At 66.8% G+C, this 26,066-nt stretch carries 25 protein-coding genes; 12 read left to right on the forward strand and 13 right to left on the reverse strand.

All coding sequences use genetic code 11. From position 1 onward, the window contains the following. The gene (locus tag EJO71_RS24335; RefSeq protein ID WP_125951012.1) at nt 1-303 is read left to right on the forward strand and encodes a hypothetical protein; all 303 of its coding nucleotides are present in this window, start codon (nt 1-3) and stop codon (nt 301-303) included. Nucleotides 304-338: 35 nt separating this feature from the next. Further along, complete coding sequence (locus EJO71_RS24340) at nt 339-578, forward strand: hypothetical protein (RefSeq protein WP_125951011.1); 240 nt, start codon at nt 339-341, stop codon at nt 576-578. Between the two features lie 44 nt (nt 579-622). Here EJO71_RS24340 and EJO71_RS24345 read toward each other — a convergent pair whose 3' ends face one another. After that, complete coding sequence (locus EJO71_RS24345) at nt 623-1,246, reverse strand: TetR/AcrR family transcriptional regulator (RefSeq protein ID WP_125951010.1); 624 nt, start codon at nt 1,244-1,246, stop codon at nt 623-625. Nucleotides 1,247-1,389: 143 nt separating this feature from the next. Between EJO71_RS24345 and EJO71_RS24350 the strand changes: the two genes are divergently transcribed. The 10 genes from EJO71_RS24350 (at nt 1,390) to EJO71_RS24395 (ending at nt 11,857) form a co-directional block, all read left to right on the forward strand. After that, nucleotides 1,390-2,601, forward strand: coding sequence for an efflux RND transporter periplasmic adaptor subunit (locus EJO71_RS24350; protein ID WP_125951009.1), 1,212 nt, complete (start codon nt 1,390-1,392; stop codon nt 2,599-2,601). A gap of 19 nt (nt 2,602-2,620) precedes the next feature. Continuing rightward, nucleotides 2,621-5,770: an efflux RND transporter permease subunit gene (locus tag EJO71_RS24355; RefSeq protein WP_125951008.1), complete on the forward strand. Its 3,150-nt coding sequence runs from the start codon at nt 2,621-2,623 to the stop codon at nt 5,768-5,770. A 10-nt stretch (nt 5,771-5,780) separates the two neighbouring features. Next, entirely contained in the window at nt 5,781-7,244 is a 1,464-nt protein-coding gene (adeC, locus tag EJO71_RS24360) for an AdeC/AdeK/OprM family multidrug efflux complex outer membrane factor (protein WP_125951007.1), read from the forward strand. A gap of 9 nt (nt 7,245-7,253) precedes the next feature. After that, a complete protein-coding gene (locus tag EJO71_RS34975) occupies nt 7,254-7,874 on the forward strand; it encodes a TetR/AcrR family transcriptional regulator (RefSeq protein WP_125951006.1) in 621 nt (206 codons plus the stop codon). A 93-nt stretch (nt 7,875-7,967) separates the two neighbouring features. Further along, entirely contained in the window at nt 7,968-8,309 is a 342-nt protein-coding gene (locus tag EJO71_RS24370) for a metalloregulator ArsR/SmtB family transcription factor (protein WP_125951005.1), read from the forward strand. Continuing rightward, a complete protein-coding gene (locus EJO71_RS24375) occupies nt 8,306-8,740 on the forward strand; it encodes an ArsI/CadI family heavy metal resistance metalloenzyme (protein ID WP_125951004.1) in 435 nt (144 codons plus the stop codon). The genes EJO71_RS24370 and EJO71_RS24375 overlap by 4 nt, the downstream gene beginning before the upstream one ends. A 23-nt stretch (nt 8,741-8,763) precedes the next feature. After that, nucleotides 8,764-9,273 carry an arsenate reductase ArsC gene (locus tag EJO71_RS24380; protein ID WP_125951003.1) on the forward strand — a complete coding sequence of 170 codons (510 nt, stop codon included), beginning with the start codon at nt 8,764-8,766 and terminating at the stop codon, nt 9,271-9,273. 6 nt (nt 9,274-9,279) lie between these two features. Continuing rightward, entirely contained in the window at nt 9,280-10,359 is a 1,080-nt protein-coding gene (gene arsB / locus EJO71_RS24385; RefSeq protein ID WP_125951002.1) for an ACR3 family arsenite efflux transporter, read from the forward strand. 177 nt (nt 10,360-10,536) lie between these two features. Continuing rightward, the gene (gene xth / locus EJO71_RS24390; protein WP_125951001.1) at nt 10,537-11,322 is read left to right on the forward strand and encodes an exodeoxyribonuclease III; all 786 of its coding nucleotides are present in this window, start codon (nt 10,537-10,539) and stop codon (nt 11,320-11,322) included. Nucleotides 11,323-11,326: 4 nt separating this feature from the next. Next, entirely contained in the window at nt 11,327-11,857 is a 531-nt protein-coding gene (locus EJO71_RS24395) for a hypothetical protein (protein WP_125951000.1), read from the forward strand. 39 nt (nt 11,858-11,896) lie between these two features. Here the strand turns inward: EJO71_RS24395 and ntrC are convergent, their stop codons facing one another. From ntrC to EJO71_RS24455, 12 genes are all read right to left on the reverse strand, one after another. After that, nucleotides 11,897-13,450, reverse strand: coding sequence for a nitrogen regulation protein NR(I) (ntrC, locus tag EJO71_RS24400; protein ID WP_125950999.1), 1,554 nt, complete (start codon nt 13,448-13,450; stop codon nt 11,897-11,899). 27 nt (nt 13,451-13,477) lie between these two features. Then, the gene (glnL, locus tag EJO71_RS24405; protein ID WP_093199118.1) at nt 13,478-14,557 is read right to left on the reverse strand and encodes a nitrogen regulation protein NR(II); all 1,080 of its coding nucleotides are present in this window, start codon (nt 14,555-14,557) and stop codon (nt 13,478-13,480) included. 6 nt (nt 14,558-14,563) lie between these two features. Continuing rightward, nucleotides 14,564-15,076 (reverse strand): hypothetical protein, encoded by a 513-nt coding sequence (locus tag EJO71_RS24410; RefSeq protein ID WP_125950998.1) that lies wholly within the window; start codon nt 15,074-15,076, stop codon nt 14,564-14,566. Nucleotides 15,077-15,320: 244 nt separating this feature from the next. Then, nucleotides 15,321-16,736 (reverse strand): type I glutamate--ammonia ligase, encoded by a 1,416-nt coding sequence (glnA, locus tag EJO71_RS24415; protein WP_081271312.1) that lies wholly within the window; start codon nt 16,734-16,736, stop codon nt 15,321-15,323. A 146-nt stretch (nt 16,737-16,882) separates the two neighbouring features. Then, the gene (locus tag EJO71_RS24420; protein WP_171022419.1) at nt 16,883-17,683 is read right to left on the reverse strand and encodes a molybdopterin-binding protein; all 801 of its coding nucleotides are present in this window, start codon (nt 17,681-17,683) and stop codon (nt 16,883-16,885) included. Continuing rightward, nucleotides 17,680-18,570: an EI24 domain-containing protein gene (locus tag EJO71_RS24425; RefSeq protein ID WP_125950996.1), complete on the reverse strand. Its 891-nt coding sequence runs from the start codon at nt 18,568-18,570 to the stop codon at nt 17,680-17,682. The genes EJO71_RS24420 and EJO71_RS24425 overlap by 4 nt, the downstream gene beginning before the upstream one ends. A 50-nt stretch (nt 18,571-18,620) precedes the next feature. Next, nucleotides 18,621-19,595 carry a sterol desaturase family protein gene (locus EJO71_RS24430; protein WP_125950995.1) on the reverse strand — a complete coding sequence of 325 codons (975 nt, stop codon included), beginning with the start codon at nt 19,593-19,595 and terminating at the stop codon, nt 18,621-18,623. A gap of 13 nt (nt 19,596-19,608) precedes the next feature. Further along, nucleotides 19,609-20,430, reverse strand: coding sequence for a polysaccharide deacetylase family protein (locus EJO71_RS24435; protein WP_125950994.1), 822 nt, complete (start codon nt 20,428-20,430; stop codon nt 19,609-19,611). Beyond that, complete coding sequence (locus EJO71_RS24440; RefSeq protein WP_125950993.1) at nt 20,414-21,421, reverse strand: beta-propeller fold lactonase family protein; 1,008 nt, start codon at nt 21,419-21,421, stop codon at nt 20,414-20,416. Before EJO71_RS24440 ends, EJO71_RS24435 begins: the two co-directional genes overlap by 17 nt. Before the next feature lie 100 nt (nt 21,422-21,521). Next, on the reverse strand, nt 21,522-22,271 hold the full coding sequence (locus EJO71_RS24445; protein WP_125950992.1) for a 16S rRNA pseudouridine(516) synthase: 750 nt from the start codon (nt 22,269-22,271) through the stop codon (nt 21,522-21,524). A 61-nt stretch (nt 22,272-22,332) separates the two neighbouring features. Next, nucleotides 22,333-24,069 (reverse strand): gamma-glutamyltransferase, encoded by a 1,737-nt coding sequence (gene ggt / locus EJO71_RS24450; protein ID WP_125950991.1) that lies wholly within the window; start codon nt 24,067-24,069, stop codon nt 22,333-22,335. Between the two features lie 59 nt (nt 24,070-24,128). Continuing rightward, nucleotides 24,129-25,724 (reverse strand): class I SAM-dependent methyltransferase, encoded by a 1,596-nt coding sequence (locus tag EJO71_RS24455; RefSeq protein WP_171022420.1) that lies wholly within the window; start codon nt 25,722-25,724, stop codon nt 24,129-24,131. Between the last annotated feature and the right edge of the window lie 342 nt (nt 25,725-26,066).

Below are 26,066 nucleotides of genomic sequence, written 5' to 3' on the forward strand. Positions count from 1 at the left end.
GTGCGTGAACCCAAGGACATGCCCATCACCGTTCCGCTGGTCGACATCGCCCAGACGCTCGCCCGCGCGGGTTGCCTCGACGGCCACGAAGACCGCTACAGGCTCTACGAGGAGTGGGCGCGCGACTTCCAGGCCGACTTCGAGGCCCGCGCCGCCGCCGGCCGCAAACCGGGGCGCACCTACCTGCGCGACGTGACCGCATTCGCGCTGCGGCGGGCCGCTGCGTACGGTTTGGAGGTACGCTGCGAGGACTACGGCCCCCGGCTGTGCAGCGAAGTCCGGCTCATCGCCGGCGCGCGCTGAAGGGGATGTGGTCCGCCTTTCGGATGCAGGATGAAATGAAGAAGACCGATGTTCTGGTGACAGTGATGGGGATGGCCCGCTCGGGCCTGGGCTTCACGCCCACCGATGCGCTGGCCTGCATCTCCGACCTGATCGAGCAGGAAGATCCGCAGAACCCGTTCCACGACGCCAACGTGGAAAGGCTGCTGCGGCTGGGCGCGTGCATATGGAGCATGAAGCACGGCATGCTGGCGCAGCCCTCCTCCGAAAACTTCCTGCGGGCCGGGCTGAAGTAGCCAGGCTGCAGGCAGGCCGCCGAGGCGGCCCGCCCCGGAATGCGCTACCCGGCAGCCCCGCCCGCCGGCGCATAGCCGCCGAGAAACACCTGCAGCGCGCGCCGCGTCGCCTCGCGCAATTCCTTGCGCGTCAACGGCCCCTGGATGCCGAGCAGGCTGGGGGTGACGGTCTCGGAGTGCAGCAACGCCATCAGGTGCTGGGCCGCCACCTGCGGGTCGGCCGCGCGCAGCCGGCCCTTGTTCATCTGCTGCTCCAGGAAGCCCGCGAGTTCGGCGACGCCCTTCTTGGGGCCACCTTCGTAGAAGAGCCGTCCGATGTCGGTACGGCCCGATTCGGCGATCACCGCCCTGTGCGCCTGGATGACTTCCTGCGAGCACACCGCCACGAGCACCTTCTCGCCGAAGCGCTGCAGGACGAGCTCGAGGTCGTCGTCGCCTTCCTGCGCCAGCGCCGCGAAGATCGGTTCGAAGTGGTGCTTCGCCGCGTCGTGGATCACCGCGACGAACAGTTCCTCCTTGGAGCTGAAGTAGCCATAGATCGTTGCCCTCGAGCCGCCCACGCGCGCGGCGATTTCCACCATCGAGGCTCCCTCGAACCCCAGTTCCCTGAAGACTTCCGATGCCACCTGGACGATGGCATCGCGCTTCGCTTCGGTCTTCACCCGCATACCGTGTGCCTCCTTATTTCTATACACGCCTGACTATTTTAATTGACAGCCTCCTGAAGTCAAAATACATTTCAGTACAGCACTGTCTATTTAAACGCCGACTGTACCCATCAGCGTCCGGTCGTTTTCCCTGGAGAACCGCAATGCGCCCCCCTCTCACCTACGGCCTGACCTTCGCAGCGGCCATCGCATCCACCCTCATGCTCGTCGCGTGCGGCAAGCCGCCGGGCGGACCGCCGCCGGCCCCCGGCACGCCCGAGGTCGGCGTCGTCACGCTGCAGCCGCAGCGCGTGGCCATCACGACCGAGCTGCCCGGGCGCACCGTGCCCTTCCTCATCGCCGACGTGCGCCCGCAGGTCGGCGGCATCGTGAAATCGCGCAAGTTCCGCGAGGGCAGCGACGTGAAGGCCGGCGAGGCGCTCTACCAGATCGATCCCGCCACCTACCAGGCGACCTACGACAGCAACGTCGCCGCGCTGGCGAAGGCGCAGGCCAGCCTCGGCACCACGCGGCTCAAGGCCGAGCGCTACAAGGAACTGGTCGCCATCAAGGCCGTGAGCCAGCAGGACTACGACGACGCGGCCGCTTCGCTGCAGCAGGGCGAGGCCGACGTTGCCGCGGCCAAGGCCAATGTGGAAACGAGCCGCATCAACCTCGCCTACGCGCGCATCGACGCGCCGATCTCGGGGCGCATCGGCAAGTCGTCGGTGACGCCCGGTGCGCTGGTCACGGCCAGCCAGTCGACCGCGCTGGCAACCATCCAGCAGCTCGACCCGATCTACGTCGACGTGACGCAACCCAGCGCCGCGATGCTCCAGCTCAAGCAGGCCATGGCGCGCGGCGACCTGCAGAAGAGCGGTGCCAATGCCGCGAAGGTGCGGCTGCTGCTGGAAGACGGCAGCGCCTATCCGCTCGAAGGAAAGCTGGAGTTCTCGGACGTGACCGTGGACCAGAACACCGGCGCCATCACGCTGCGCGCCGTGTTCCCCAACCCGAATGCGGACCTGCTGCCCGGCATGTACGTGCGCGCGGTGCTGCAGGAAGGCGTGAAGGAGCAGGCGCTGCTGGTCCCGCAGCAGGCCGTGTCGCGCGACAGCACCGGAAAGCCGACGGCCTTCGTGGTCGACGCCCAGCACAAGCTGCAGCGGCGCACGCTCGAGACCGAACGCGCCATCGGCGACCAGTGGCTGGTGCGCGGCGGCCTGCAGGCCGGCGACCAGCTCGTGGTGGACGGACAGCAGCGCGCGGCGCCGGGCATCGAGGTGAAGACGGTGCAGTGGAACCCCAAGCCGAAGGCCGGCAGCACCGAAACGGCCAAGGCCGCCCCGGCCGCGCCCGCCAGCACGGCGAACTGATCGATCACGAGAGACCGTCATGGCACGCTTCTTCATCGACCGCCCCATCTTCGCGTGGGTGCTCGCCATCATCGTGATGCTGGGCGGCGCAATGTCCATCGCCACGCTGCCGATCGCGCAGTACCCGAGCATCGCGCCGCCCGCCGTCGCGATCACCGCCAACTACCCCGGCGCGTCCGCCAAGACGCTGGAGGACACCGTCACCCAGGTCATCGAGCAGAAGATGAAGGGGCTGGACCGCCTGAGCTACATGGCATCGACCAGCGAATCGTCGGGCTCGGTCACCATCACGCTCACCTTCGACAACGGCACCGATCCGGACACCGCGCAGGTGCAGGTGCAGAACAAGCTCTCGCTGGCCACGCCGCTGCTGCCGCAGGAAGTGCAGCAGCAGGGCGTGACCGTCACGAAGTCGGCCACCAACTTCCTCAATGTGCTGGCCTTCACCTCGGAAGACGGCAGCATGAACGGCTCCGACCTGTCGGACTACGTGGCAGCGAACGTGCAGGAAGCCATCAGCCGCGTCGAAGGCGTGGGCGACACCACCCTCTTCGGTTCGCAGTACGCGATGCGCGTGTGGCTCGACCCGAACAAGCTCGCCAACTTCAGCCTCACGCCGCTGGACGTGAAGAACGCGATCACTGCGCAGAACGCGCAGGTGTCGGCCGGCCAGCTCGGCGGCATGCCGGCAGCCGGCAACCAGCAGATCAACGCGACCATCACCTCGCAGACGCGCCTGAAGACCGCGCAGGAGTTCGAGGACATCCTGCTGCGCACGCAGACCAACGGCGCCCAGGTGCGCCTGCGCGACGTTGCCCGCATCGAACTCGGCAGCGAGTCGTACAACACGGTCGGCCGCTACAACGGCAAGCCGGCCGCCGGCCTGGCCATCAAGCTGGCCGCGGGCGCGAATGCGCTCGACACCGTCAAGGCCGTCGACGCGCGGGTGGCGGAGCTCGAGAAGTTCTTCCCGCAGGGCATGAAGGTACAGAAGCCCTACGACACGACGCCCTTCGTGCGGATCTCCATCGAGGAAGTGGTGCGCACGCTCATCGAGGCCGTGGTGCTGGTGTTCCTGGTGATGTATCTCTTCCTGCAGAACTTCCGCGCCACGCTGATCCCCACCATCGCGGTGCCGGTGGTGCTGCTGGGCACCTTCGGCGTGCTCGCGGCCTTCGGCTTCACCATCAACACGCTGACGATGTTCGCGATGGTGCTCGCCATCGGCCTGCTGGTGGACGACGCGATCGTGGTGGTCGAGAACGTCGAGCGCGTGATGACCGAGGAAGGCCTTTCGCCCAGGGAGGCCACGCGCAAGTCGATGGGGCAGATCACCGGCGCGCTGGTGGGCGTGGCCCTGGTGCTGGCTGCCGTGTTCGTGCCGATGGCTTTCTTCGGCGGCTCCACGGGCGTGATCTACCGGCAGTTCTCGATCACCATCGTCTCGGCGATGACGCTGTCGGTGCTGGTGGCGCTGGTGCTCACGCCGGCCCTGTGCGCAACGCTGCTCAAGCCGGTGCCCAAGGGCCACGCGATGGCGAGCACCGGCTTCTTCGGCTGGTTCAACCGCAGCTTCGACCGCGGCAACCGTCGCTACCAGGGCATCGTGCGGCACATGGTCGGCAAGGGCTGGCGCTATATGGTGCTGTACTCGGTGCTGCTGGCGGTGGTGGTGTTCGGCTTCATGAAGCTGCCGGTGGGCTTCCTGCCCGACGAGGACCAGGGCACGATGTTCGCGCTGGTGCAGCTGCCGCCGGGCGCGACGAACGCGCGCACCGAGGAAGTCGTTCGCCAGGTGGAGCATCACTTCCTGGTCGACCAGAAGGACGCCGTCTCGGGCCTCTTCACCGTGGCCGGCTTCAGCTTCGCGGGCAGCGGGCAGAACACGGGCTTCGCCTTCATCAAGCTCAAGCCCTGGGACGAACGCAAGGGCGAGGCGCTGAGCGTGACGGGCGTGGCGGCGAAGGCCGGCGCCTTCTTCAACACGATCCGCGACGCGAAGGTGTTCGCCTTCGCGCCGCCGGCCGTCGCCGAACTCGGCAACGCCACCGGCTTCGACCTGATGCTGCAGGACCGCGCCAACCTCGGCCACGAGGCGCTGATGCAGGCGCGCAACCAGTTGCTCGGCACGCTGTCGAAGGACAAGCGCCTGGTGGCCGTGCGCCCCAACGGCCTGGAGGACACGCCCGAGTTCAGGCTGGAGATCGATCCGCACAAGGCGCAGGCCCAGGGCCTCTCGATGTCGGACATCAACGACACCTTCTCGGCCGCCTGGGGCAGCAGCTACGTCAACGACTTCATCGACAAGGGACGCGTGAAGAAGGTGATGCTGCAGTCCGATGCGCAGTACCGCATGCTGCCCGAGGACATCGACCGCTGGTACGTGCGCAACAGCGCCGGGACGATGGTGCCCTTCACCTCCTTCTCCAAGGCCGGCTGGAGTTCGGGCTCGCCCCGCCTGGAGCGCTACAACGGGGTTCCCTCCGTCGAGATCCTGGGCATGGCGATGCCGGGAGCCGCATCGAGCGGCGACGCGCTCGCCATCGTCGAGGCGGCGGTCGCGCAATTGCCGCCGGGCATCGGCTACGAATGGACCGGCCTGTCGCGCCAGGAGAAGGCGTCCAGCGGGCAAACCGGCCTGCTGTACGCACTGTCGATCCTGATCGTGTTCCTGTGCCTCGCAGCGCTCTACGAGAGCTGGGCCATCCCGTTCTCGGTGATCCTGGTGGTGCCGCTCGGCGTGCTCGGCGCGCTGGTCGGCGCGATCCTGACGTGGAAGATGAACGACGTGTACTTCCAGGTGGGCCTGCTCACCACCATCGGGCTCGCGTCGAAGAACGCCATCCTGATCGTCGAGTTCGCGAAGGACCTGCACGCGCAGGGCAAGGGACTCGTCGAATCGGCACTGGAAGCGGCGCGCCTTCGCCTGCGCCCCATTCTCATGACGTCGCTGGCCTTCATCCTCGGCGTGCTGCCGCTGGTGCTGGGCAGCGGCGCGGGAGCCGGCGCGCAGCACGCGCTGGGCACGGCGGTGATCGGCGGCATGCTGTCGGGCACCGTGCTCGCGATCTTCTTCGTGCCGCTTTTCTTCGTGCTGGTGCGCGGCCTCTTCAAGGGCGGCCCCTCCGCCCCCGCCGCGCATGCGCAACCGGCTGCGGCCGCATCCTGAGGTGTCTGTCATGAACCTGTTCCGCTTTACACCGCTCGCGCTCGCAGCCCTGATGGCCGGCTGCAGCCTGATGCCCGCCTACCAGCAGCCCGCGGCACCCGTTGCCGGAAGGTTCTCCGGCGACACGGACGCTGACGGCCCCGCATCCACGCCCGTGGCCGACCTCGGCTGGCGCGATGTCTTCACCGATCCGTCGCTGCAGCGCGTGATCGAGATGAGCCTTGCCAACAACCGGGACCTGCGCGTGGCGGTGCTCAACATCGAGAAGGCCCGCGCCCAGTACCGGGTGCAGGACGCCGCACTCTTCCCCACCGTGAACGCGAGTGCCAGCGGGAGCAGCAGCGGCACCTTCTCGGGCGACACCGCCACGACGCGCCAGTACAGCGCATCGCTCGGATTCAGCTCCTACGAGATCGACCTGTTCGGCCGCGTGCGCAGCCTGAGCGAGCAGGCGCTGCAGCAGTTCCTGTCGACGTCGGAAGCACGCCGCAGCACGCAGATCAGCCTGGTGGCCGAAGTGGCGACCAGCTATCTCACGCTCGCCGCCGACCAGGACAGGCTGAAGCTCGCGCGCGACACGCTGCAGAGTCAGAGCGACTCCTATCGCCTCAACCAGCGCAGTTTCGAACTTGGCGCAGCCTCGGCGCTCACGTTGAGCCAGGCGCAGACCAGCGTGGACACGGCGCGCGTGGATGTCGAGCGCTACACCGCGCAAGTCGCGCAGGACCGCAATGCGCTGGTGCTGCTGGTGGGCACCGAGGTGCCGGAAGAACTGCTGCCGCAAGCCCTGCCCGACGGCACGACGGCGGCCGCGAATCCGCTGGCCACCATTCCGCCGGGGCTGCCCTCGGAGCTGCTGCAGCGCCGCCCCGACATCCTGCAGGCAGAGCGCGACCTCAAGGCGGCCAATGCCTACATCGGTGCTGCGCGCGCAGCCTTCTATCCGCGCATCAGCCTCACCGCGTCGGCCGGTACGTCGAGCAGCGAACTCTCGGGCCTGTTCAAGAGTGGCTCGGGCAGCTGGAGCTTCGCGCCGCAGGTCTCGCTGCCGATCTTCGATGGCGGCGCCAACCGCGCGAACCTGAAGATCGCCACGGTGAGCCGCGACATCTCGGTGGCGCAGTATGAGAAGGCGATCCAGACCGCATTCCGCGAAGTCTCGGACGCGCTGGCGCAACGCAACACGCTCGGGCGCCAGCTCGATGCGCAGCAGTCGCTGGTGAACGCGACGGCGGAGAGCTACCGGCTGTCGGACGCGCGCTTCCGGCGCGGCGTGGACAGCTACCTCAGCGTGCTCGACTCGCAGCGCTCGCTCTACGCCGCCCAGCAGGACCTGATCGGCACCCGGCTGTCGCGCTTCACCAACCTCGTGACCTTCTACAAGACGCTGGGTGGAGGGTGGAACGAGTCCACGGGCGCGTCCATTCCCGTGGCCGAGGCGCCTTCCGAAAAGAACTCCCGGGCGACGCCATGAGGGCAGCTCGTGGCCCGGCAGACCAAGTCTGAAGCACAGCTCACGCGCGCGCGGATCGTCGAAGCGGCGCTGGCTGCATTTGCCGGGCGCGGCGTGCGCGCGACCACCCTGGAGGACGTGGCCGCCTGCGCCGGGGTGACGCGCGGCGCCGTGTACTGGCACTTCGCGGACAAGCCCTCGCTGGTCTCGGAAGTGATCTCCGGGCTCGAGTGGCCGCTCGACATCGGAGCGGACATCGAGAGCTATTGCCGGCATCCGCAGCCGCTTCGGCTGTTGCGCCTGCAGCTGTGGCAACAGATGGAGCGATGCGTGGGCACTACACGCCAATGGCAGCAGGTGCAGCTGGTGCTGGGCCACGGCGTGCGATCGGAGCTCGGCGCGGCCTCCCTGGCGCAACTGGAAGAGACGATGGCCCGAACCATCCAGCGCCTGGGTCGCGTCATGACGATCGCCCATGGTCACGGGCAGTTGCGCGCCGGCCTGGCTCCGATCGCCGTCGCGCGCGGCCTGCACACCGTCGGCAAGGCCATGCTGTCGGAGCATGCGAGCGAGCCGGCGCCGGCGCCACGGCTGGCTTCTCCGCTCTGCCTGGAACTCTTCATGGCGGGAGCCGCGGCAGGGGCAGCCTAGCTTGCGCCATCGCGCACCCTCCAGGAGGGTGCGAAGGGAGCCGGAATCTTTTTGGGGCTTGCATCTCTTCGATAATTCAAATATTCTCGAATCATGGAAGAATCAAAAGTCATTCAATCCCTCGCAGCGCTTGCCCAGCCCCTGCGCCTTCGCGTCTTTCGCGCCCTCGTCGTGGCCGGCCCCGAGGGCCTGACGCCCGGGGCGTTGGTGGAAGCGATGGGCGTGCCGGCCACCAGCCTGTCGTTCCACCTGAAGGAGCTGACGAACTCCGGCCTCATCACGCAGGAGCGCAACGGCCGCAACCTGGTCTACCGCGCTGAGTTCGGGCAGATGAATGCACTGCTGGGCTTCCTCACCGAGAACTGCTGCGCCGGCGCCGCCTGCGCCGTGGACGACAAAGCCAAGTCCTGCAACAGCCAAGGAGCAACCCCATGAAGCGATTCCACGTTCACCTGCATGTCGACGACCTGGAGCGGAGCATTGCGTTCTATTCCCGCCTGTTCGCCGCGGAACCCGCACGCGTCGAGGCGGACTACGCGAAGTGGATGCTCGAAGACCCGCGCGTGAATTTCGCCATCTCGACCTTCGGAAACGGCAAGGGCATCGACCACCTCGGCATCCAGGCCGAGGACGAGGGCGAACTGCAGGAGCTGCGCTCGCGCGCCGAGCAGGCCGACCGGTCGCTGCTCGACGAAGGCGAAACCCGGTGCTGCTACGCGCGCAGCGAGAAGCACTGGGTGACCGACCCGCAGGGCATCGCCTGGGAGCACTACCGCACGCTCGACTCGGTACCCGTCCACGGCAAGCCGCGCGAACAAGCCGCAGCCTGCAGTGTCGCGCCCGGCAAGGCCGGCGCCTGCTGCTGAACAACGAAGAAAAGCCTCGTCCCATGACCGACACCAACACAACCCCGCTCAACGTGCTCTTCCTTTGCACGCACAACTCCGCCCGAAGCATCCTCGCCGAAGCGGTACTGAACGACATCGGCGCCGGGCGTTTCAAGGCCTACTCGGCCGGCAGCAGCCCACGCGCGAATCAGCAGCCCAACCCGATGGCCATCGAGGTGCTGCGCAAGGCGGGCATCGACACCTCGGGCCTGCGCAGCAAGAGCTGGGACGAGTTCGGAAAGCCGGATGCGCCCCGCATGGACCTCGTCGTCACAGTGTGCGACAACGCGGCGGGCGAGGCCTGCCCCTACTGGCCCGGGCAACCGGCCACGGCGCACTGGGGCTACCCCGATCCCTCCGAGGTCGCGGGCGACGACGACCGCAAACGCGAAGCCTTCCGCCGGACCCTGCACGCCATCCGCCACCGCCTGGACCTGCTGGTGAACCTGCCGGCAGCCAGTCTCGACCGGATGGTGCTGCAGGCAACCGCCCGCGAACTGGCCAGGTCCTGAAGCGCGATGTCGTCCATCGCACCGCACCACGCGGACCCAACCGCCGCGCCGCCTTCGATAGGCGGCTTCGAGCGCTATCTCACCGTGTGGGTGGGGTTGTGCATCGTCGCGGGCGTGGCCCTGGGCCAATGGTTTCCGGCAGCGTTCCAGGCAGTGGCACGCCTTGAAGTCGCCAAGGTCAACCTGCCGGTGGGCCTGCTCATCTGGGTGATGATCGTGCCGATGCTCCTGAAGATCGACTTCGGGGCCTTGGGACAGGTCAAGGCGCATTGGCGCGGCATCTGCGTGACGCTGGCGATCAACTGGGGCGTCAAGCCGTTCTCTATGGCGCTGCTGGGCTGGCTTTTCATCCGCCACGCATTCGCGCCGCTGCTGCCCGCGGACCAGCTCGACAGCTACGTGGCCGGCCTGATCCTGCTCGCCGCGGCGCCCTGCACCGCCATGGTCTTCGTCTGGAGCCAGCTCTGCCGCGGCGATCCGTACTTCACGCTGTCGCAAGTCGCGCTCAACGATGCGCTGATGGTCGTGGGGTTCGCGCCGCTGGTGGCGCTCCTGCTGGGGCTGTCGTCGATCACGGTGCCGTGGGCCACGCTGCTGATCTCGGTGGGGCTCTACATCTTGGTTCCGGTCGTCATCGCCCAGGCGCTGCGCCGGCAGCTCCTGAAGAAGGGCCAGGCGCACCTGCAGGCCGTGGGCGCCCGGCTCGGCCGCTGGTCCATCGGCGCGCTGTTGCTGACGCTGGTGCTCCTGTTCGCATTCCAGGGCGAGGCGATCATCGCGCAGCCGCTCGTGATCGCACTGCTGGCCGTTCCGATCCTGTGCCAGGTCGTCCTGAACTCGGGGCTCGCCTACCTGCTGAACCGCAAGCTCGGCGTCGAGCATTGCGTCGCCGGGCCGTCCGCGCTCATCGGCGCGAGCAACTTCTTCGAGCTCGCCGTCGCGACGGCCATCAGCCTGTTCGGCTTCCAGTCGGGCGCCGCGCTGGCCACGGTCGTCGGCGTGCTCATCGAAGTGCCGGTCATGCTGGCCGTCGTCGCCGTCGTGAACCGGTCCAGGGGCTGGTACGAGAAAGGGCTGCTGCGCTGAGCATCCCCGGTGGACTGTCCGTCGCGTGTGGCACCATGCCGGCGGCAGTCCTGCTCTTCCCCGGGGGCATCCACGACGGGGGAAAGCGACAACCGGATACAAAGCCGGACGGCCGAAAATCGGAAGAACCGATTCATCGCTGATAAAAATCGGCGCAATCACCCCCTGGAGAATCACTTGCGCATAGCCACCTGGAACGTCAACTCCCTCACCGCACGCCTGCAGCATGTGCTCGACTGGCTCGCCGCCAACCCGGTCGACGTGCTCTGCCTGCAGGAGCTCAAGATGACGGACGACAAATTCCCGCTCGACGTTCTCAAGTCGGCCGGCTACGAGGCCGCGGTGTTCGGCCAGAAAACCTACAACGGCGTCGCCATCCTGAGCCTCGCGCCGGTGCGCGACGTGGTGAAGAACATTGCCGGCTTCACCGACGAGCAGTCGCGCGTGATCGCTGCCACGGTCGACACGCCCTCGGGTCCGCTGCGCGTGGTCAACGGCTACTTCGTGAATGGCCAGGCGCCGGGCACCGACAAGTTCGAATACAAGATGAAGTGGCTCGACGCGCTGCGCGACTCGCTGCGCAAGGAGCTTGCGGACAACCCCGACCTCGTGCTGCTGGGCGACTTCAATATCACGCCCGAAGACCGCGACAGCTTCGACCCCGTCGGCCTGAAGGAAACGATCCATCACACGACCGAGGAACGCAACCACTTCAAGGCGCTGCTCGACCTGGGCCTGAAGGACAGCTTCCGCATGTTCGACCAACCCGAGAAGAGCTACTCCTGGTGGGACTACCGCATGCTGGGCTACCAAAAGAACCGCGGGCTGCGCATCGACCACATCCTGGTGAGCGAGCCGCTGGTGCCTCACGTGAAGGGCTCCATCGTCGACCGCGTGCCGCGCAAGTGGGAAAAGCCGAGCGACCATGCGCCGGTGGTGCTCGACCTCGACCGGGGCGGCTGAACCCATGCGCTCGACGCTCCTTCGGACCGGCCGCAACCTGGCGGTCGTTGCGGTGGCACTGTCGCTCGCGGCGTGCTCGCTGCTCAAGCCGGCCGACAAGACGGAAGAAGGCGACAAGGGCACGGCGACCTCGCCCACCGGCGAAACCGCGCCCGGCAACCGCGAGGTGCCGACGGTACGGCTCATCACGGCGCAGACGCCCGTGGTACGGGCCTACCGCAAGATCGGCGCGCGCCACCTCTACAACAAGTACGCGAACCGCATCTACAAGGGGAAGATCCCGCCACTGGTATATGCCGTAGTGGTGGTGGAGACCGACATCGACGCGGCGGGCAACGTGGTCAACGTCACCTTCAGCCGCACGCCCAGCCATGCGCCCGAAGTGCCGCCGATGATCGCGGAGCTGATCAAGGCCGCGTCTCCCCTGCCCAATCCGGGCAAGCTGGGCGGCCACACCTACGTCGACACCTGGCTCTGGGACCGGAGCGACAAGTTCCAGATCGATTCGCTCACCCTGGGACAACGAAGCCGCTAGCGCAGCCCCTGAATTGAAAAAGGCCCTGAGGGGCCTTTTTCATTCGATGCCGAGTTCCTGGATCTTCCGGGTGATGGTGTTGCGGCCTATGCCGAGCTTCTGCGCGGCCTCGATGCGACGGCCTCGCGTGTTGGCGAGCGCGGTGAGGATCAGCCTCGACTCGAAGCGGCGCGAGAGCACGTCCCACACGTCGGTGCGGCCGGCCGCCAGCAATGCCTGGGCTTCGGCCTCCAGGCCGCTCTCCCAGCCGCTGACGGTGCCAGCATGGGCGTGGGTGTCGACATGCTCGGAGACCGCATGCGCGGCGGGCAACGATTCACCGCCTGCCACCGGCAGCGATGCCGTGGGCTGAACAAACGCAGCCGGCGCGGCGGCCACCGACGCCTCGGGTGCCGCATGAGCTTCGGCACCGATGCCGACACCGACAGCCATCACTTCGGGCGGCAGGTCCTTCGCCTCGATCAGTTGTGCCGGTGCCATCACCGTCAGCCAATGGCAGATGTTCTCGAGCTGGCGGACGTTGCCCGGGAAGCTGAAGGCCGCGAGCTTGGCCAGGGCCGCGTCGGAAATGCGCTTGGGCTCCACGCCGAGCTGGCGCGCGCTCACCTGCAGGAAGTGGCGCGTGAGCGCGGGCACGTCCTCGCCGCGTTCGCGCAGTGCCGGAAGGCGCAGGCGGATCACGTTGAGGCGGTGGAACAGGTCTTCGCGGAAGCCGCCGAGCTTGACGCGCTGCTCCAGGTCCTGGTGGGTCGCGGCGATGACGCGCACATTGGCCTTCACCGAGTTGTGGCCGCCCACTCGATAGAAGTGCCCATCGCTCAGCACGCGCAGCAGGCGCGTCTGCAGGTCGAAGGGCATGTCGCCGATTTCGTCGAGGAAGAGCGTGCCGCCCTCGGCCTGCTCGAAGCGGCCGCGGCGCATGGTCTGCGCGCCGGTGAAGGCGCCGCGCTCGTGGCCGAAGAGTTCGCTCTCCAGCAGATCCTTGGGGATCGCAGCGGTGTTGATGGCCACGAACGGCCCGTTGGCACGCGGCGAATGCTTGTGCAGCGCGCGCGCCACCAGCTCCTTGCCCGAGCCCGATTCGCCGGTGATGAGCACCGTGACGTTGCTCTGCGAGAGCCTGCCGATGGCGCGGAACACGTCCTGCATGGCGGGCGCCTGGCCCAGCATTTCGGGAGCAGCGACCATGCGCTCCTCGGCCACCTCCTCGCGCTGGCTCTCGTCGACGGCGCGGCGGATGAGCTCGACCGCGCGCGGCAGGTCGAAAGGCTTGGGCAGATATTCGAAGGCGCCGCCCTGGAAGGCCGAGACGGCACTGTCGAGGTCGGAAAACGCCGTCATGATGATGACGGGCAGGCCCGGATGCAGGGCCTTGATCTTGTCGAGCAGGTCGAGCCCGGAGCCGCCGGGCATGCGGATGTCGCTCACCAGCACCTGTGGCGCGAGTTGATCGTCGTCGGCGGCCTGTTCGAGTGCTGCCAACACCTCGCGCGTGTTGGTGAAACTGCGCGTGGGCAGGTCTTCGCGCAGCAGAGCCTTCTCGAGCACGAAGCGAATCGATTGGTCGTCATCAACTATCCAGATCGGCTTCATGCATCTCCTCTGTTGCCGGTGGCTGCGCTAGGGCAGCGGTATCAATATCTTGAAATCGGTTCGGCCCGGGACGCTGTCGCACTCGATCACGCCGTGATGCTGTTGCACAAAAGTTTGTGCGAGCGTCAATCCCAGCCCGGTCCCGCCTTCCCTGCCCGATACGAGCGGATAGAAGATGCGGTCCTTGATCGTGTCCGGCACACCCGGTCCATTGTCGATTACATGCAATTCCAATGCCAATCGATACCACTGCTTGTTGAAGATCACCTGGCGGGCCACCCGCGTCTTGAAAGTGATCTGCGCATCGCCCGCCGCGCGGCGCTCGGCCAGCGCCTGCGCCGCGTTGTGCGCGATGTTGAGCGTGGCCTGGATGAGCTGCTCGCGGTCGCCGCGGAACTCGGGAATCGAGACGTCGAAGTCTCGCTCGATGTGCAGGTCGCGCGGAAACTCCGCCAGGATGACCGAGCGCACCCGCTCGCACACCTCGTGGATGTTGACGTCGCCCACCACGTGCGGGCGGCGGTGCGGTGCCAATAGACGGTCGACCAGCGTCTGCAGCCGGTCGGCCTCGTGGATGATGACCTGGGTGTATTCGATGAGGTCGCGCGACTCGACCTCCATCTGCAGCAGCTGCGCCGCACCGCGGATGCCGCCCAGCGGGTTCTTGATCTCGTGCGCGAGGTTGCGGATGAGCTCCTTGTTGGCCTGCGCCTGGTCGATGAGACGCTCCTCGCGGTCCTGTCGCACCTGCTGCTCGAGCGGCGACATCTCGATGATGAGCTCGCCCTTCTTCTCGCCGTGCGCGAGGGACACCTGCACCGGCATCAGCTCGTGGTTCACGCGACGCAGGAAGGCCTCGTAGCGCAGCGTGGCGAAGTCGTTGCTGCTCGCGCCGTCGATGGCGGTGCGCAGCACCTGCGGCTCATGGAAGCATGCGCCGAACTGCGAGCCCTCGAGCGTGCGGCGCGAGGTGCCCAGTGCGTCTTCGAGGCCTGCGTTGGCGAACAGCACGGAGCCGTTGCTGTTGACCACGGCGATCATCGTGGACAGCAGGTCGAAGGACTGGAAGCGCGAGTTGGCGCCGGCCGCCTTCTTCCCGAACACCATGACGTCTTACTGGGGCTGCTGCTTGTTCGGCAGGCGGCCGATTTCGCGGCGGATGCCGGCGATGTCGCTCTCGTTGCGAGCCAGCTCGGCCTTCATTTCGGCGACGCGATCCAGGTACTTCTGGTAGTTGCGGCCTTCGCTGCCCTGCTTCTCGGGCTCGCCGTTGTTGTATTCCTTCTGCAGCTCGGCCTGGCGCGCCTCGGCCTTCTTGAGCTCGGCCTCGAGCACCGAACGCGCCTCGCCGTCACGGGCACGCTGGTCGACGCCTTCCACGCGCGGGCTGCCTGCCGGCGAACGCGCCGCGGAAGAGCCAGCCGACGACGAAGCAGAACCGCCGCCCGAAGACTTCGTGCCCTGCACCACCGTGACGTTGCCGCCTTCCATGACCTTGCAGCCCTTCTGCTGGGCGATGGTGGCGTTGTTGGTGTACTCGTTGCCGCAACGCCAGACACGCTCCTGCGCGAGCGCCGGCAGCGCGATCAGTGAACCGGCCAGAAAAATGAGGGAAGCAGTCTTCATGTGTATCGGTGGAGAGCGGCGACAAAGGGGCATTTTCGTGCAATTCGACGGCAATAGTGACCAGATGTTCCACCCCAAAGAAAAAGGACGGCCAGGCCGTCCTTCCATAACCCATCAGGCTTACACCAGGCCCTGCCCCCTGCGAGAGATACCGCGGAACCGGCTCCGCCGGGCCGCAGGTATCGCCCCCGGTAGGGGGTAGGCGAAGCTACACGAAGTGCGCGCAGCCTGGGGGCGAGCCCAATTACAGCGAGTAGTACATGTCGAACTCGACGGGGTGCGTCGCCATGCGGAAGCGCGTGACTTCCTGCATCTTCAGTTCGATGTACGCGTCGATGTAGGCATCGGTGAACACGCCGCCCTTGGTCAGGAACGCACGGTCCTTGTCCAGGTATTCCAGGGCCTGGTCGAGGCTGTGGCAGACGGTCGGGATCAGCGCGTCTTCTTCCGGCGGCAGGTGGTACAGGTCCTTGCTGGCGGCTTCGCCCGGATGGATCTTGTTTTCCACGCCGTCGAGACCGGCCATCAGCAGCGCGGCGAAGCCCAGGTACGGGTTCATCAGCGGATCGGGGAAGCGCGCTTCGACGCGGCGGCCCTTCGGGTTGGCCACGAACGGGATGCGGATCGAGGCCGAGCGGTTCTTGGCCGAGTAGGCCAGCTTCACCGGGGCTTCGAAGCCGGGCACCAGGCGCTTGTAGCTGTTGGTGCCGGGGTTCGTGATGGCGTTCAGGGCACGGGCGTGCTTGATGATGCCGCCGATGTAGTGCAGGGCGAAGTCCGAGAGACCTGCGTAGCCGTCGCCTGCGAACAGGTTCTTGCCGTCCTTCCAGACCGACTGGTGCACGTGCATGCCGGAGCCGTTGTCGCCGACGATGGGCTTGGGCATGAAGGTGGCGGTCTTGCCGTAAGCGTGGGCCACGTTGTGGATCACGTACTTCTGCAGCTGGACCCAGTCGGCGCGCTGGACCAGCGTGCTGAACTTGGTGCCGAGTTCCATCTGGCCGGCGTTGGCCACTTCATGGTGATGCACTTCGACCGGGATGCCGAGCGATTCGAGCACCAGGCACATTTCCGAGCGCATGTCCTGGAAGCTGTCGACCGGGGGAACCGGGAAGTAGCCGCCCTTGACTGCGGGACGGTGACCGGTGTTGCCGTGCTCGTATTCCTTGTCGGTGTTCCACGAGGCTTCTTCGGATTCGATCTTCACGAAGCAGCCCGACATGTCGTTCTTCCAGCGCACGCCGTCGAACACGAAGAATTCGGGTTCCGGACCGAAGAAGGCGGTGTCGCCCAGGCCCGATGCCTTCATGTATGCCTCGGCGCGCTTGGCGAGCGAACGCGGATCGCGCTCGTAGGCCTTGCCGTCGGCGGGATCGATCACGTCGCAGGTCAGGATCAGCGTCGTTTCTTCGAAGAAGGGGTCGATGTTGGCGGTGTTGGGGTCGGGCATGAGCTGCATGTCCGAAGCTTCGATCCCCTTCCAGCCGGCGATGGACGAGCCGTCGAATGCGTGGCCCGAGGTGAATTTGTCTTCATCGAAAGCCGAGACCGGCACGGTCACGTGCTGCTCTTTGCCGCGGGTATCGGTGAAGCGGAAGTCGACGAACTTGACCTCGTTTTCCTTGACGAGCTTGAGTACATCGGCGACGGTCTTTGCCATCAGTTTCTCCTGAGTTGGATGGTGGTTAGGAATACAGGGACGTGGGATGCAGTTTCTGTGCCATTGTCACCTCGTTCGATGAGGCTTCGGTGGCCGCTGCGGAACCCAAATAAAGGCGGGAATTCACTATTTTGGTGCAATCGTTTTTAACGCACCAATTCAGGGCCAAGCTTGGCATCAAAGCTGTGCAGCCCTTCGATCAGCTGGGCGTAGGCGGCATCGAGCCGGTCGGGACTGCCCTTCACGCCCAGCTCGATGTGCCGGCCGTAAGTCGGATGGTCGACACTGGGCAGGCTGAACACCTTGATTCCGGCATGGGTGGCCTCGATGGCCTGCATGAGCGGCGTCAGCGTGGCCTCCATGGCACCGAAAACGATCACCGACTTCTCGGCGACGGCGTCGCGGGTGAACAGGTCGGCATAGCGGCCGTCGAGCACGGATTCGATCATCGGCCAGGCCATGACGGGAAAGCCCGGCACGAAGTGCACGTCGGCTACGCTGAAGCCCGGGATCTTGTTGTACGGGTTGTAGATGAGCGCGGCGCCCTGCGGGAACACGCCCATGTTGAGCCGGTGCACGTTGTCGGACCGGTCGGGCTCGTAAGGCAGGCCCTGCTCGCGCGCCGTGTCCTGCATGCGCTCGCGGATCAGCAGTTCGGCCTCGGGGTGCAGCGCCAGCGGCACGCCCAGCGCTTTGGCGGCGCACTGGCGGGTGTGGTCGTCGGGCGTGGCGCCGATGCCGCCGGTCGAGAAGACGATGTCGCCGGAGGCGAAGGCGCGTTGCAGCGCCGCCGTGATGCGTTCGGGCTCGTCGCCCACGTATTCGGCCCAGCTCAACTGAAGGCCGCGCGCGGCAAGCAGCTCGATGACCTTGGCCATGTGCTTGTCGGCGCGCTTGCCGGAAAGGATCTCGTCGCCCACGACGATGAGACCGAATGCGCGTGTCATGGAGAACCCCATTGGGAAAGAGCGGCCTTGCTGGCTTCGTCGGCCTCGATGGCCGGCGTGCCGCCACCGACGGCCGAAGCCTCCGCAGCCGCGCGCTGGGCGCGAAGCTGCGCGAGCGCATCGAGGCAGTAATGAGCGAACCACAGCGCCGAGAAGGCGAACACCAGCGTGTAGATCCAGATGGCGATCGGCACCAGCACGAAGAATGCGGCGGCGAACAGCAGGCCCGAGGCCCAGACGATGCTGGGCGCGGCGCCCAGGTAGCCGCACAGCACGCCGATGCACAGCAGCGGCAGCCGGTGCGCACGGAACAGCGCGGCGCGCTCCTCGGGGCTGGCATGCTCGGCCAGCGCGTCGAAACTCATCACGCGGTAGGTGAGCCAGCCCCAGATGAGCGGCGGCAGGATCAGCACCAGCGGCGGAATGAGCCACAGCGGCATCGACACCACGAGGGCGATCAGCGCCAGGATGGTCACGCCGAGCGAACGCGCCACGCTGCCGAAGAACGAGGCGCCCTTCTTCTGCTCGAGCGCCGGAAAGCGCCGCGCGCCCACCAGCTTGGTCAGGGCCGGCGCCATCAGGCCGGCCACGATCAGCAGGCAGACCACCACGATCACCGGCGTGGCTGCGAACACCACGACCAGCGCGGCCAGCACGGAAGTGATGTCGCCCGAGAAGAGACGGCCGATCCAGGCCCAGAAGCTCGACAGCAGCGGCCAGGCATCGAGCGCGCCGCGCGTCCAGTTCACTGCCGCGTCCCAATAGAAGTAGCCGAGCACCGAGGCCAGCACGATCATCAGCCCCAGCGGAAGCAGCGACAGCACGATCACGCGCGGCAGCATGCAATAGGCGACCGCGCGCCAGAAGGAGTCGAGGAGCAGGCGCATGAGGCAGCGAGGATAACGCCTCGAACGGAGCTGTCAGGGGCCGGAGCCCCTCAGCCGCGACCGACCATTCGCTTCAGGCCGAGCCACTGCTGGGCCCAGAAGCCCCGGCCGTATTCGCGCACGCGGCCGTCGGCACCGGGCTCGACCTGGTCGCGGATGCCGGTGGGGTCGTAGCGGTTCTCGAAGTTGGCGGTACGAAACAGCATGTCCCACCACGGCAGCAGCACACCGAAGTTGTGGCCGCCGAGCGTGCTGCGGCCGTTCGATTCGTGGCCCAGCCCGATGCTGTGGTGCAGCCGGTGGAAACGCGGGCTGATCCACAGCCGCTCGCCGATGGCGCCGAAGCTCAGCCGCAGGTTGGCGTGCTGCAGGCTCTCGCTGAGCTGCGTGAAGGCGACGAAGGCGATGAACTGCCCCGGCGCCACGCCGATCAGCTGCGCCACGATGACGATCAGCGTGTCGTGGACGATGTCGTCGAGCAGGTGGTTGCGGTCGTCGCTCCACATCGTCATCTGACGCTGCGAGTGGTGCAGCGAATGCAGGCCCCACCACCAGTTGAACTGGTGCTGGCCGCGGTGGATCCAGTAGCCGACGAAGTCGAGCACCACGAGGTAGATGGCGAAGGCGACCACCGGCACGTCGGTCACGCCGGGCCACACCTCGTCGAGGTGGAAGGTGCCCCACCCCGCCGTACGCAGCGCGCCCAGGGCGTCGTCGAAGAAGGGCTGCAGCGTGAAGAAGAGCGCCAGCCGGAACAGGCCGAGCCGGTGGATCAGCGTGTAGAGCACGTCGATGCGGATCGCATGGCGGTCGACCACCGGCTCCACCGAACGCCAGCGCTGCAGCGGCCCGATGACCGCGATCAGCACCAGGATCTGGATGACGCCCACCAGCAGCCAGCCGGTGGCGTCGAAGGCGTCCTCGGTCCAGCCGCCCAGGCCGACGGCGTAGACCAGCGGCTGCACGGCGGTTTCGAAGAACCAGCCCTGCATGGCGGAAAAAGCGTCTGTCAGCCAGTCGATCACGGCAAGAACTCGTTCAGGGGTGGGATGCGATCCAGGCCTTGAAGTCCGGATGCTGGCGCAGCGTGCGGAAGCAGAAGCCCTTGGCCTTCAGGCCGACGATCAGCGGTTCGAGGTTGGCCGGCGCCCACGGATCCTTGCGCGACCAGATGCCCAGGTGCGCGAGCAGGATGTCGCCGGGGCGGATGGTGTCGAGTGCCTGCGTCAGCAGCTTCGCGTTGCTGAATTTCTCGCTCGGCAGCTCGTCGCCGAGGAAGCCGGCCGGCGCCCAGCCCACGTACTTGTAGCCGCAGCCTTCGGCAGCGGCCAGCAGCGCGGGCGAGGTCTTGCCGCCCGGCGCGCGGTACAGCGGCAGCGGCTTCTTGCCGGTGACTGCCGCCAGCCGGTCGGAGGCCTTCTTGATGTTGGCGCAGTACTCGGCCGCGCTCCAGGTCGACTCCTTGCCGTTCTGCGGACCGGCCGAGGGCTTGATGCGGAAGCTCGGCGGCGTGCCCTTCACGTCGGCGCGCCAGTACGAGTGGTCGTAGGTGTGCGAGCCGAACTCGTTGCCTTCGGCCGCCCTCGCCTTCCACCAGGGCGCCCAGTGGTCGTCGAGGCTGTCGCCGTCGGTCTGGGTGCGCTCGGCGGCGGCGAAGAAGGTGACGCGCACATCCTGCCGCTTGAGCACATCGGCCACGAGCGGCGCGATGCCCATGTGGCCGGTGTCGAAGGTCAGATAGACGGGCTTTTCGCAGGCGGCCGGCTCCGTGGCCGCCCATGCACCGGGCGACAGGGCCGCCGCCAGGACGGCCATGGAGACAGCGGCGGCAACGCCAGCGCGCCTAGATGCGTTTCGCATGATCCAGCGTCCACACGCCGTGCGGCGAACGGCCGACGTTGACCTGGCGCACGACCTTGTTGCTGGCCAGATCGACCACGCTGAGCTTCTTGGCCCAGCGCGAGGTCACGTAGAGCGTCTTGCCGTCGGCCGACACGTCCATGCAGTCGGGGCCGCCCGGCACGGGATAGGTGGCGATCACCTTCAGCGTCGCCAGGTCGATACGGCTGATGGTGTTGGCAACCCGGTTGCTCACGAACACGCTCTTGCCGTCGCCGGCCGAGCGGAAGGCGTGGGCGCCCTTGCCGGTGGGAATCTTGCCGACCAGCTTGGGCTCGGCGCCGGCCACGTCGAACACCTGCACGCCGTCGCTGCCGGTCAGGCCCACGAGCAGCGTCTTGTCGTTGTGCACGCCGAAGATGTCGGCCGGCATGGTGCCAGTGGCCACACGCCACTTGATGGTCTGCGTCGGCAGGTCGACGGCGATCATCTCGTCGCTGTCCTGCATCGTCACGTAGGCGATGGTGCTGGTGTTGTCGATCCAGATATGGCTGGGCGTCTTGCCGCTGGCGATGCGCTTGGCCAGCTTCAGGTCCTTGCCGTCCCAGCGATAGACGTCGACGTGGTTCAGGCGGTTGCCGGCCGTGACGAACCACTTCATGTCGCGCGAAAACTGCAGCTGGTACGGATCGATGATGCCGTAGACCACGCGCTGCACTTCCGCCGTGCGGGGGTTGAGGAATGTAAGCGAGTCGCCCGCCGAATTGGCCACGATGACCGACTTCTCGTCGGGCGTCATGTAGATGTGGTGCGGCTCCTTGCCGGTGGGAATGCGCTGCTTTTCGGTCCAGTCGACCGGATTGATGACGCTCACATTGGCGTCCAGCGAGTTGAGCACGAAGATCGGGGGCGGTTCGGCCGGCGCGGCGGCGGCGGGGAATGCCGCCAGGGCTGTCAGGCAGGAGAACAGGAAGGCCGCGATGCGGCCGTTCGGTCGGGCAGGGAGTCGCAAGGGAAGGTTCCGAGAGAGAGTTAGGAATGTTAACGGCCCGCGCTTAAGGCCGGCTGACTGCGAACGCGCCCTTTCTCCCGCTTTCTCCCTATTTTTCCCTCTATGCCGCCGGTTTCGCGGGCTTGGCCGGCGCGCGCAGGGCAGCCACCTCCGCGGTGGTCAGCCAGCGCCACTGCCCCGGAGCGAGGTCGGCGGGCAGCACCAGGTCGCCAATGCGCGAGCGGTGCAGCCCCTCGACCCGGTTGCCGACCGCCGCCAGCATGCGCTTGACCTGGTGGTACTTGCCCTCGGTGAGCGTGAGCCGCAGGTGCAGCGGGCTGTCGGACTCGCAGGCAGCCGCACGCACCGGCTTCGGGTCGTCGTCGAGCACCACGCCGGCCAGCAGCTTCGCGATCTGCGCCTCGTCCACCGGATGCTTGGCGGTCACCTCGTAGACCTTGGGCACGTGGTGCTTGGGCGAGCCCATCTTGTGGATGAACTGGCCGTCGTCGGTCAGCAGCAGCAGGCCGGTGGTGTCCTGATCGAGCCGGCCGATGGCCTGCACGCCTTGCACCGCCCCCTTGTTGGGACGCAGGCGCAGCGGCGACGGCAGCAGCGTGTAGATGCTCGGATAGGTCGACGGCTTCTGCGAGCACTCGGTGCCGGCCGGCTTGTGCAGCATCAGGTAGGCCTTCTCGTGGTACGCCCACGGGGTGCCCTGCACTGTGTACTGAAGGCCCTCGGGGTCGAGATCGGCGAAGGGGTCGATCACCGCCTTGCCGTCGATGGTCACGAGGCCTTGCTGGACAAGGCCCGCGCACACGCGGCGCGTGCCGAAGCCCTGGGTGAATAGGATGTCTTGCAGGTGCATGGGAAATGAAAAAAGCGGCCGCGCCGTCAAGGGCACGACCGCCTTCGAGTTTGCCGCAGGATCAGTAGCCTGCCGCCAGGCCCGTATTGCGGCGCGGGTCGTTGGCGCCGTAGAAGCGGTTGTTGCCGACCGGCTTGCCGCCCAGCGACGGCGCACCGACGATGATCGCCGCCAGGTGGTTGGCCGGCTGCGGCACGCCCAGGTTGTGGCCCATGTCGGTCAGGATCTTGCGCGTGTCGGGGCTCAGTGCGTAGGTCTCGACGTTGGTGACGTCGGGCAGCCATTGCTGGTGGAAGCGCGGTGCGTCGACGGCTTCCTGCACGTTCATGCCGTAGTCGATGGCGTTGATCATGGTCAGCATCACCGCGGTGATGATGCGGCTGCCGCCCGGCGTGCCGACCACCATCACCGGCTTGCCGTCCTTGGACACGATGGTCGGGCTCATCGAGCTCAGCGGGCGCTTGCCCGGCTCGATCTTGTTGGCCTCGCCCTGCACCAGGCCGTAGAGGTTGGGCACGCCCACCTTCGAGGTGAAGTCGTCCATCTCGTCGTTCAGCAGCACGCCGGTCTTGGCGGCCGTGACCTTGGCGCCAAACCAGTCGTTCAGCGTGTAGGTCACCGAGACCGCGTTGCCCCACTTGTCGGCGATCGAGTAGTGGGTGGTGTTGCTGCCTTCATGCGGCGCGACGCCGGGCTTGATGTCCTTCGAGACGCCGGCCTTCTTCGGGTCGATGACGGCGCGGATCTTCTCGGCGTAGCCCTTGTCGAGCAGGCGATCGAGCGGGTTTTTCACGAAGTCGGGGTCGCCCAGGTAGCTGTTGCGGTCCACGTAGGCGTGGCGCATGGCCTCGATCTGGTAGTGCACGGCCTGTGCCGAGTGGTAGCCCAGATCCTTGAGCGGATAGCCCTCGAGGATGTTGAGCATCTCGCAGATGATCACGCCGCCCGAGCTGGGCGGGGGCGCCGACACGACGCGGTAGCCGCGGTAGTCGCACTCCACCGGCGCGAGTTCGCGCGTCTTGTACTGGTCGAGGTCGGCCTGTGTGATCAGGCCCTTGCCGCCCTGGCTCGACGCCACGATGGCGCTGCCGACCCAGCCCTTGTAGAAGCCGTCGGTACCCTTGGTGCTGATCTCGCGCAGCGTCTTTGCCAGGTCTTTCTGGACCAGCTTGTCGCCCACCTTGTAGGGCTCGCCCTTGTTCAGGAAGATGGCGGCCGACGCCGGGTCTTCCTTGAAATCGGCCGTGGCGGTGCCGAGCAGGTCGATGTCGCCCTGCTGCAGCGCGAAGCCCTTCTCGGCCAGCTGGATCGACGGGGCGAGCAGTTCGCCGCGCTTCATGGTGCCGTACTTCTCGCGCGCGTACTCCATGCCCGAGACGCTGCCCGGCACGCCCACCGCGAGGTGGCCCTTGGTGCTCAGGCCCTTGATGACGTTGCCGTCCTTGTCGAGGTACATGTTGGCCGTGGCGGCCAGCGGCGCCTTCTCGCGGAAATCGAGGAAGGTCTTGCGCCCGTCGGCCAGCTGCACGGTCATGAAGCCGCCGCCGCCGAGGTTGCCGGCCGCAGGGTACACCACCGCGAGCGCGTAGCCCACGGCCACCGCCGCGTCGACGGCGTTGCCGCCGCGCTTGAGCACGTCGACGCCGACCTTGGTGGCCAGGTGCTGCGCACTCACGACCATGCCGTTCTCGGCCGCGACCGGCGCCACCGATGCGGCGTTCGACGCGCCGGCGGCCGCCAGCGCGAGCACCGCGGTGGCTGCAGCGCGCAGCCTGGGGGTCCAGTGGATTCGTTGCATTCGAGGATCTCCTTTGTAGGTGTGGTGATGAAGAAAACGAGTGACGTACGGTGTGCAGGTCAGGCTGTCAGCAGCGCCTTGCGGCGCAGTGCGTCGAGCGCCAGCGCGACCTGCTTGCGGGCAAATTCCTTGACCACCGGCGGGTCGGTCAGTGGCTTGTCGTCCTGAACGAAGCGCAGGCGGTCGCTGCGCACCTCCGCTTCGAGGTGCTCGGCCAGGGCGTCGTGCGAGTGCGTGCCGTCGAGCAGGGGCAGCAGGCTCCGCTCGAGCACCGACACCGTCACGTATTCGTGCCACTGGTTGCAAGCGCTGGTCGTGGCACTGCCCCCTTGCACGAAGCCCACGGCGCCCCGCACCGCGGGCAGTGCCTGCGGCAGGCTGGAGACCGCATCGGCCGTGGGCACCGGCGTACGCCTGACGCGCAAGGCGCCGAGGATCAGCAGTTCCTCGACCATTGCCATGACGACCGGTTCGACGGCCGCGACCGGTTGCCCCATGAGCCCGGCCGCGGCCTCGACGAGGGCCGACGCGGACATCGAGGCTGGATAGCGCGCATCGAGCAAATGCGCCACGGCCTTCTGCGCGGGCAAGCGCATCGTGACCTTGAGGTTCCGGATCGCGACGCACGGCTGCTCGCGGGCATCGAGCGTGAAGGCTGCGCCGTCTTCGGTCTTGAACATGCCGGCGAATTCGAGCTGTCGGATGCGCGCGGGGTCCAGCTTGTAGCGGATGCTCCGGGCCCGCGACTGCCTGACCAGCAAGGTCTGGCGGAAAGTGCGGTTGACCAGGAAATCGAGGTACTGCTCCATCACCACCTGGCTGCCGCCGCATTCGCGCAGCAGCGGGTCGCGCACCTTGTCGCCGTAGTTCTGCACGAACATCGTCGACGGCTCCGCGTCGCACAGGTAGGCCAGGCCACGGGCCTCGGCACGCGCGACGAACTCCTTGAAGTAGCACGGTGCGTTGCACGGCTCGAGGAACTCGTGCAGCAGGTACGAACTGTTGGCGCTGCGCACGATGGGCATCGCCTCTTCGAGCGTCTTCTTCAGCACGCTGCCAGGTTGAGCCGACTGCTCGAGGAAGTCGAGCATGCCGCGCGCATAGGACAGCTTTTCTTCGGGCGTGTCGCGCGGACCGCCGCGCAGGATCATCGCGTCGCGCACGATCTCGCGCGCCTTCCAGCCCGGGTACACGTTGTAGCTCACGTAGGCCACCCCGTCGGGCGCGAGGTTCTCGCGGCAGATGCGCAGGATCGCGTCCTGCACCGGGCCCGGCACCCAGCTGTAGACGCCGTGGCAGACGATGTAGTCGAACTCGCCGAACGAGGCATCGATGTCCGCAAGATTGAAGACCTTGAGCTCGATGTTCGACAGCCCCGCACGCTCGATGGCCGCCATGCCCTGCGCCACCTGCACCGCAGACAGGTCGACGCCGATCGCACGTGCCTCGGGGTGGCGCGCCGCAAAGGGAATCAGGTTGCCGCCGGCCGCGCAGCCGAGCTCCAGCACGCGGGCCGTTGCGGGAGAAGGAACGTCGAGGCCGAAGAGAAAGGCCAGGGCTTCAAGATGCTCCATCGCCGACTGTGGAAACGGATGCGAGTCATAGGGCACCGTGTCGTAGTAACTGGTCAACTCGGAGGTCAGGGAATCCGGCACGGGCGTCCTTTTCGGGATCTGGGCGAGCAGCAAGAGCGGGAGATTGCAGTGACTGCTATGTGACAGTGCTGGCCGACTATAGCCTCGCGCCCGGACGAAAAGAAGCGGAGCTGCACGAGGCTTCATCACGAATGTCGCGTGGACAAAAAAAAGCCCAACCGCGAGGCTGGGCTTGAAAAAGCCTATCTGCTTGGCATGCATCAAGGCCCCCGCACAGGTTGACCAGCGGGGGACGGTTTACCCGTCAAGGAGAAATCGGATGGGCAGGACAAACAAGCATCGAGCTGGGAGGCCAGCTTGTGAACAGCTTGTTTCTCATGCACGGAGTTTACTGTATATTCA

Source organism: Variovorax sp. 679, assembly GCF_003952185.1.
GTDB lineage: Bacteria > Pseudomonadota > Gammaproteobacteria > Burkholderiales > Burkholderiaceae_C > Variovorax.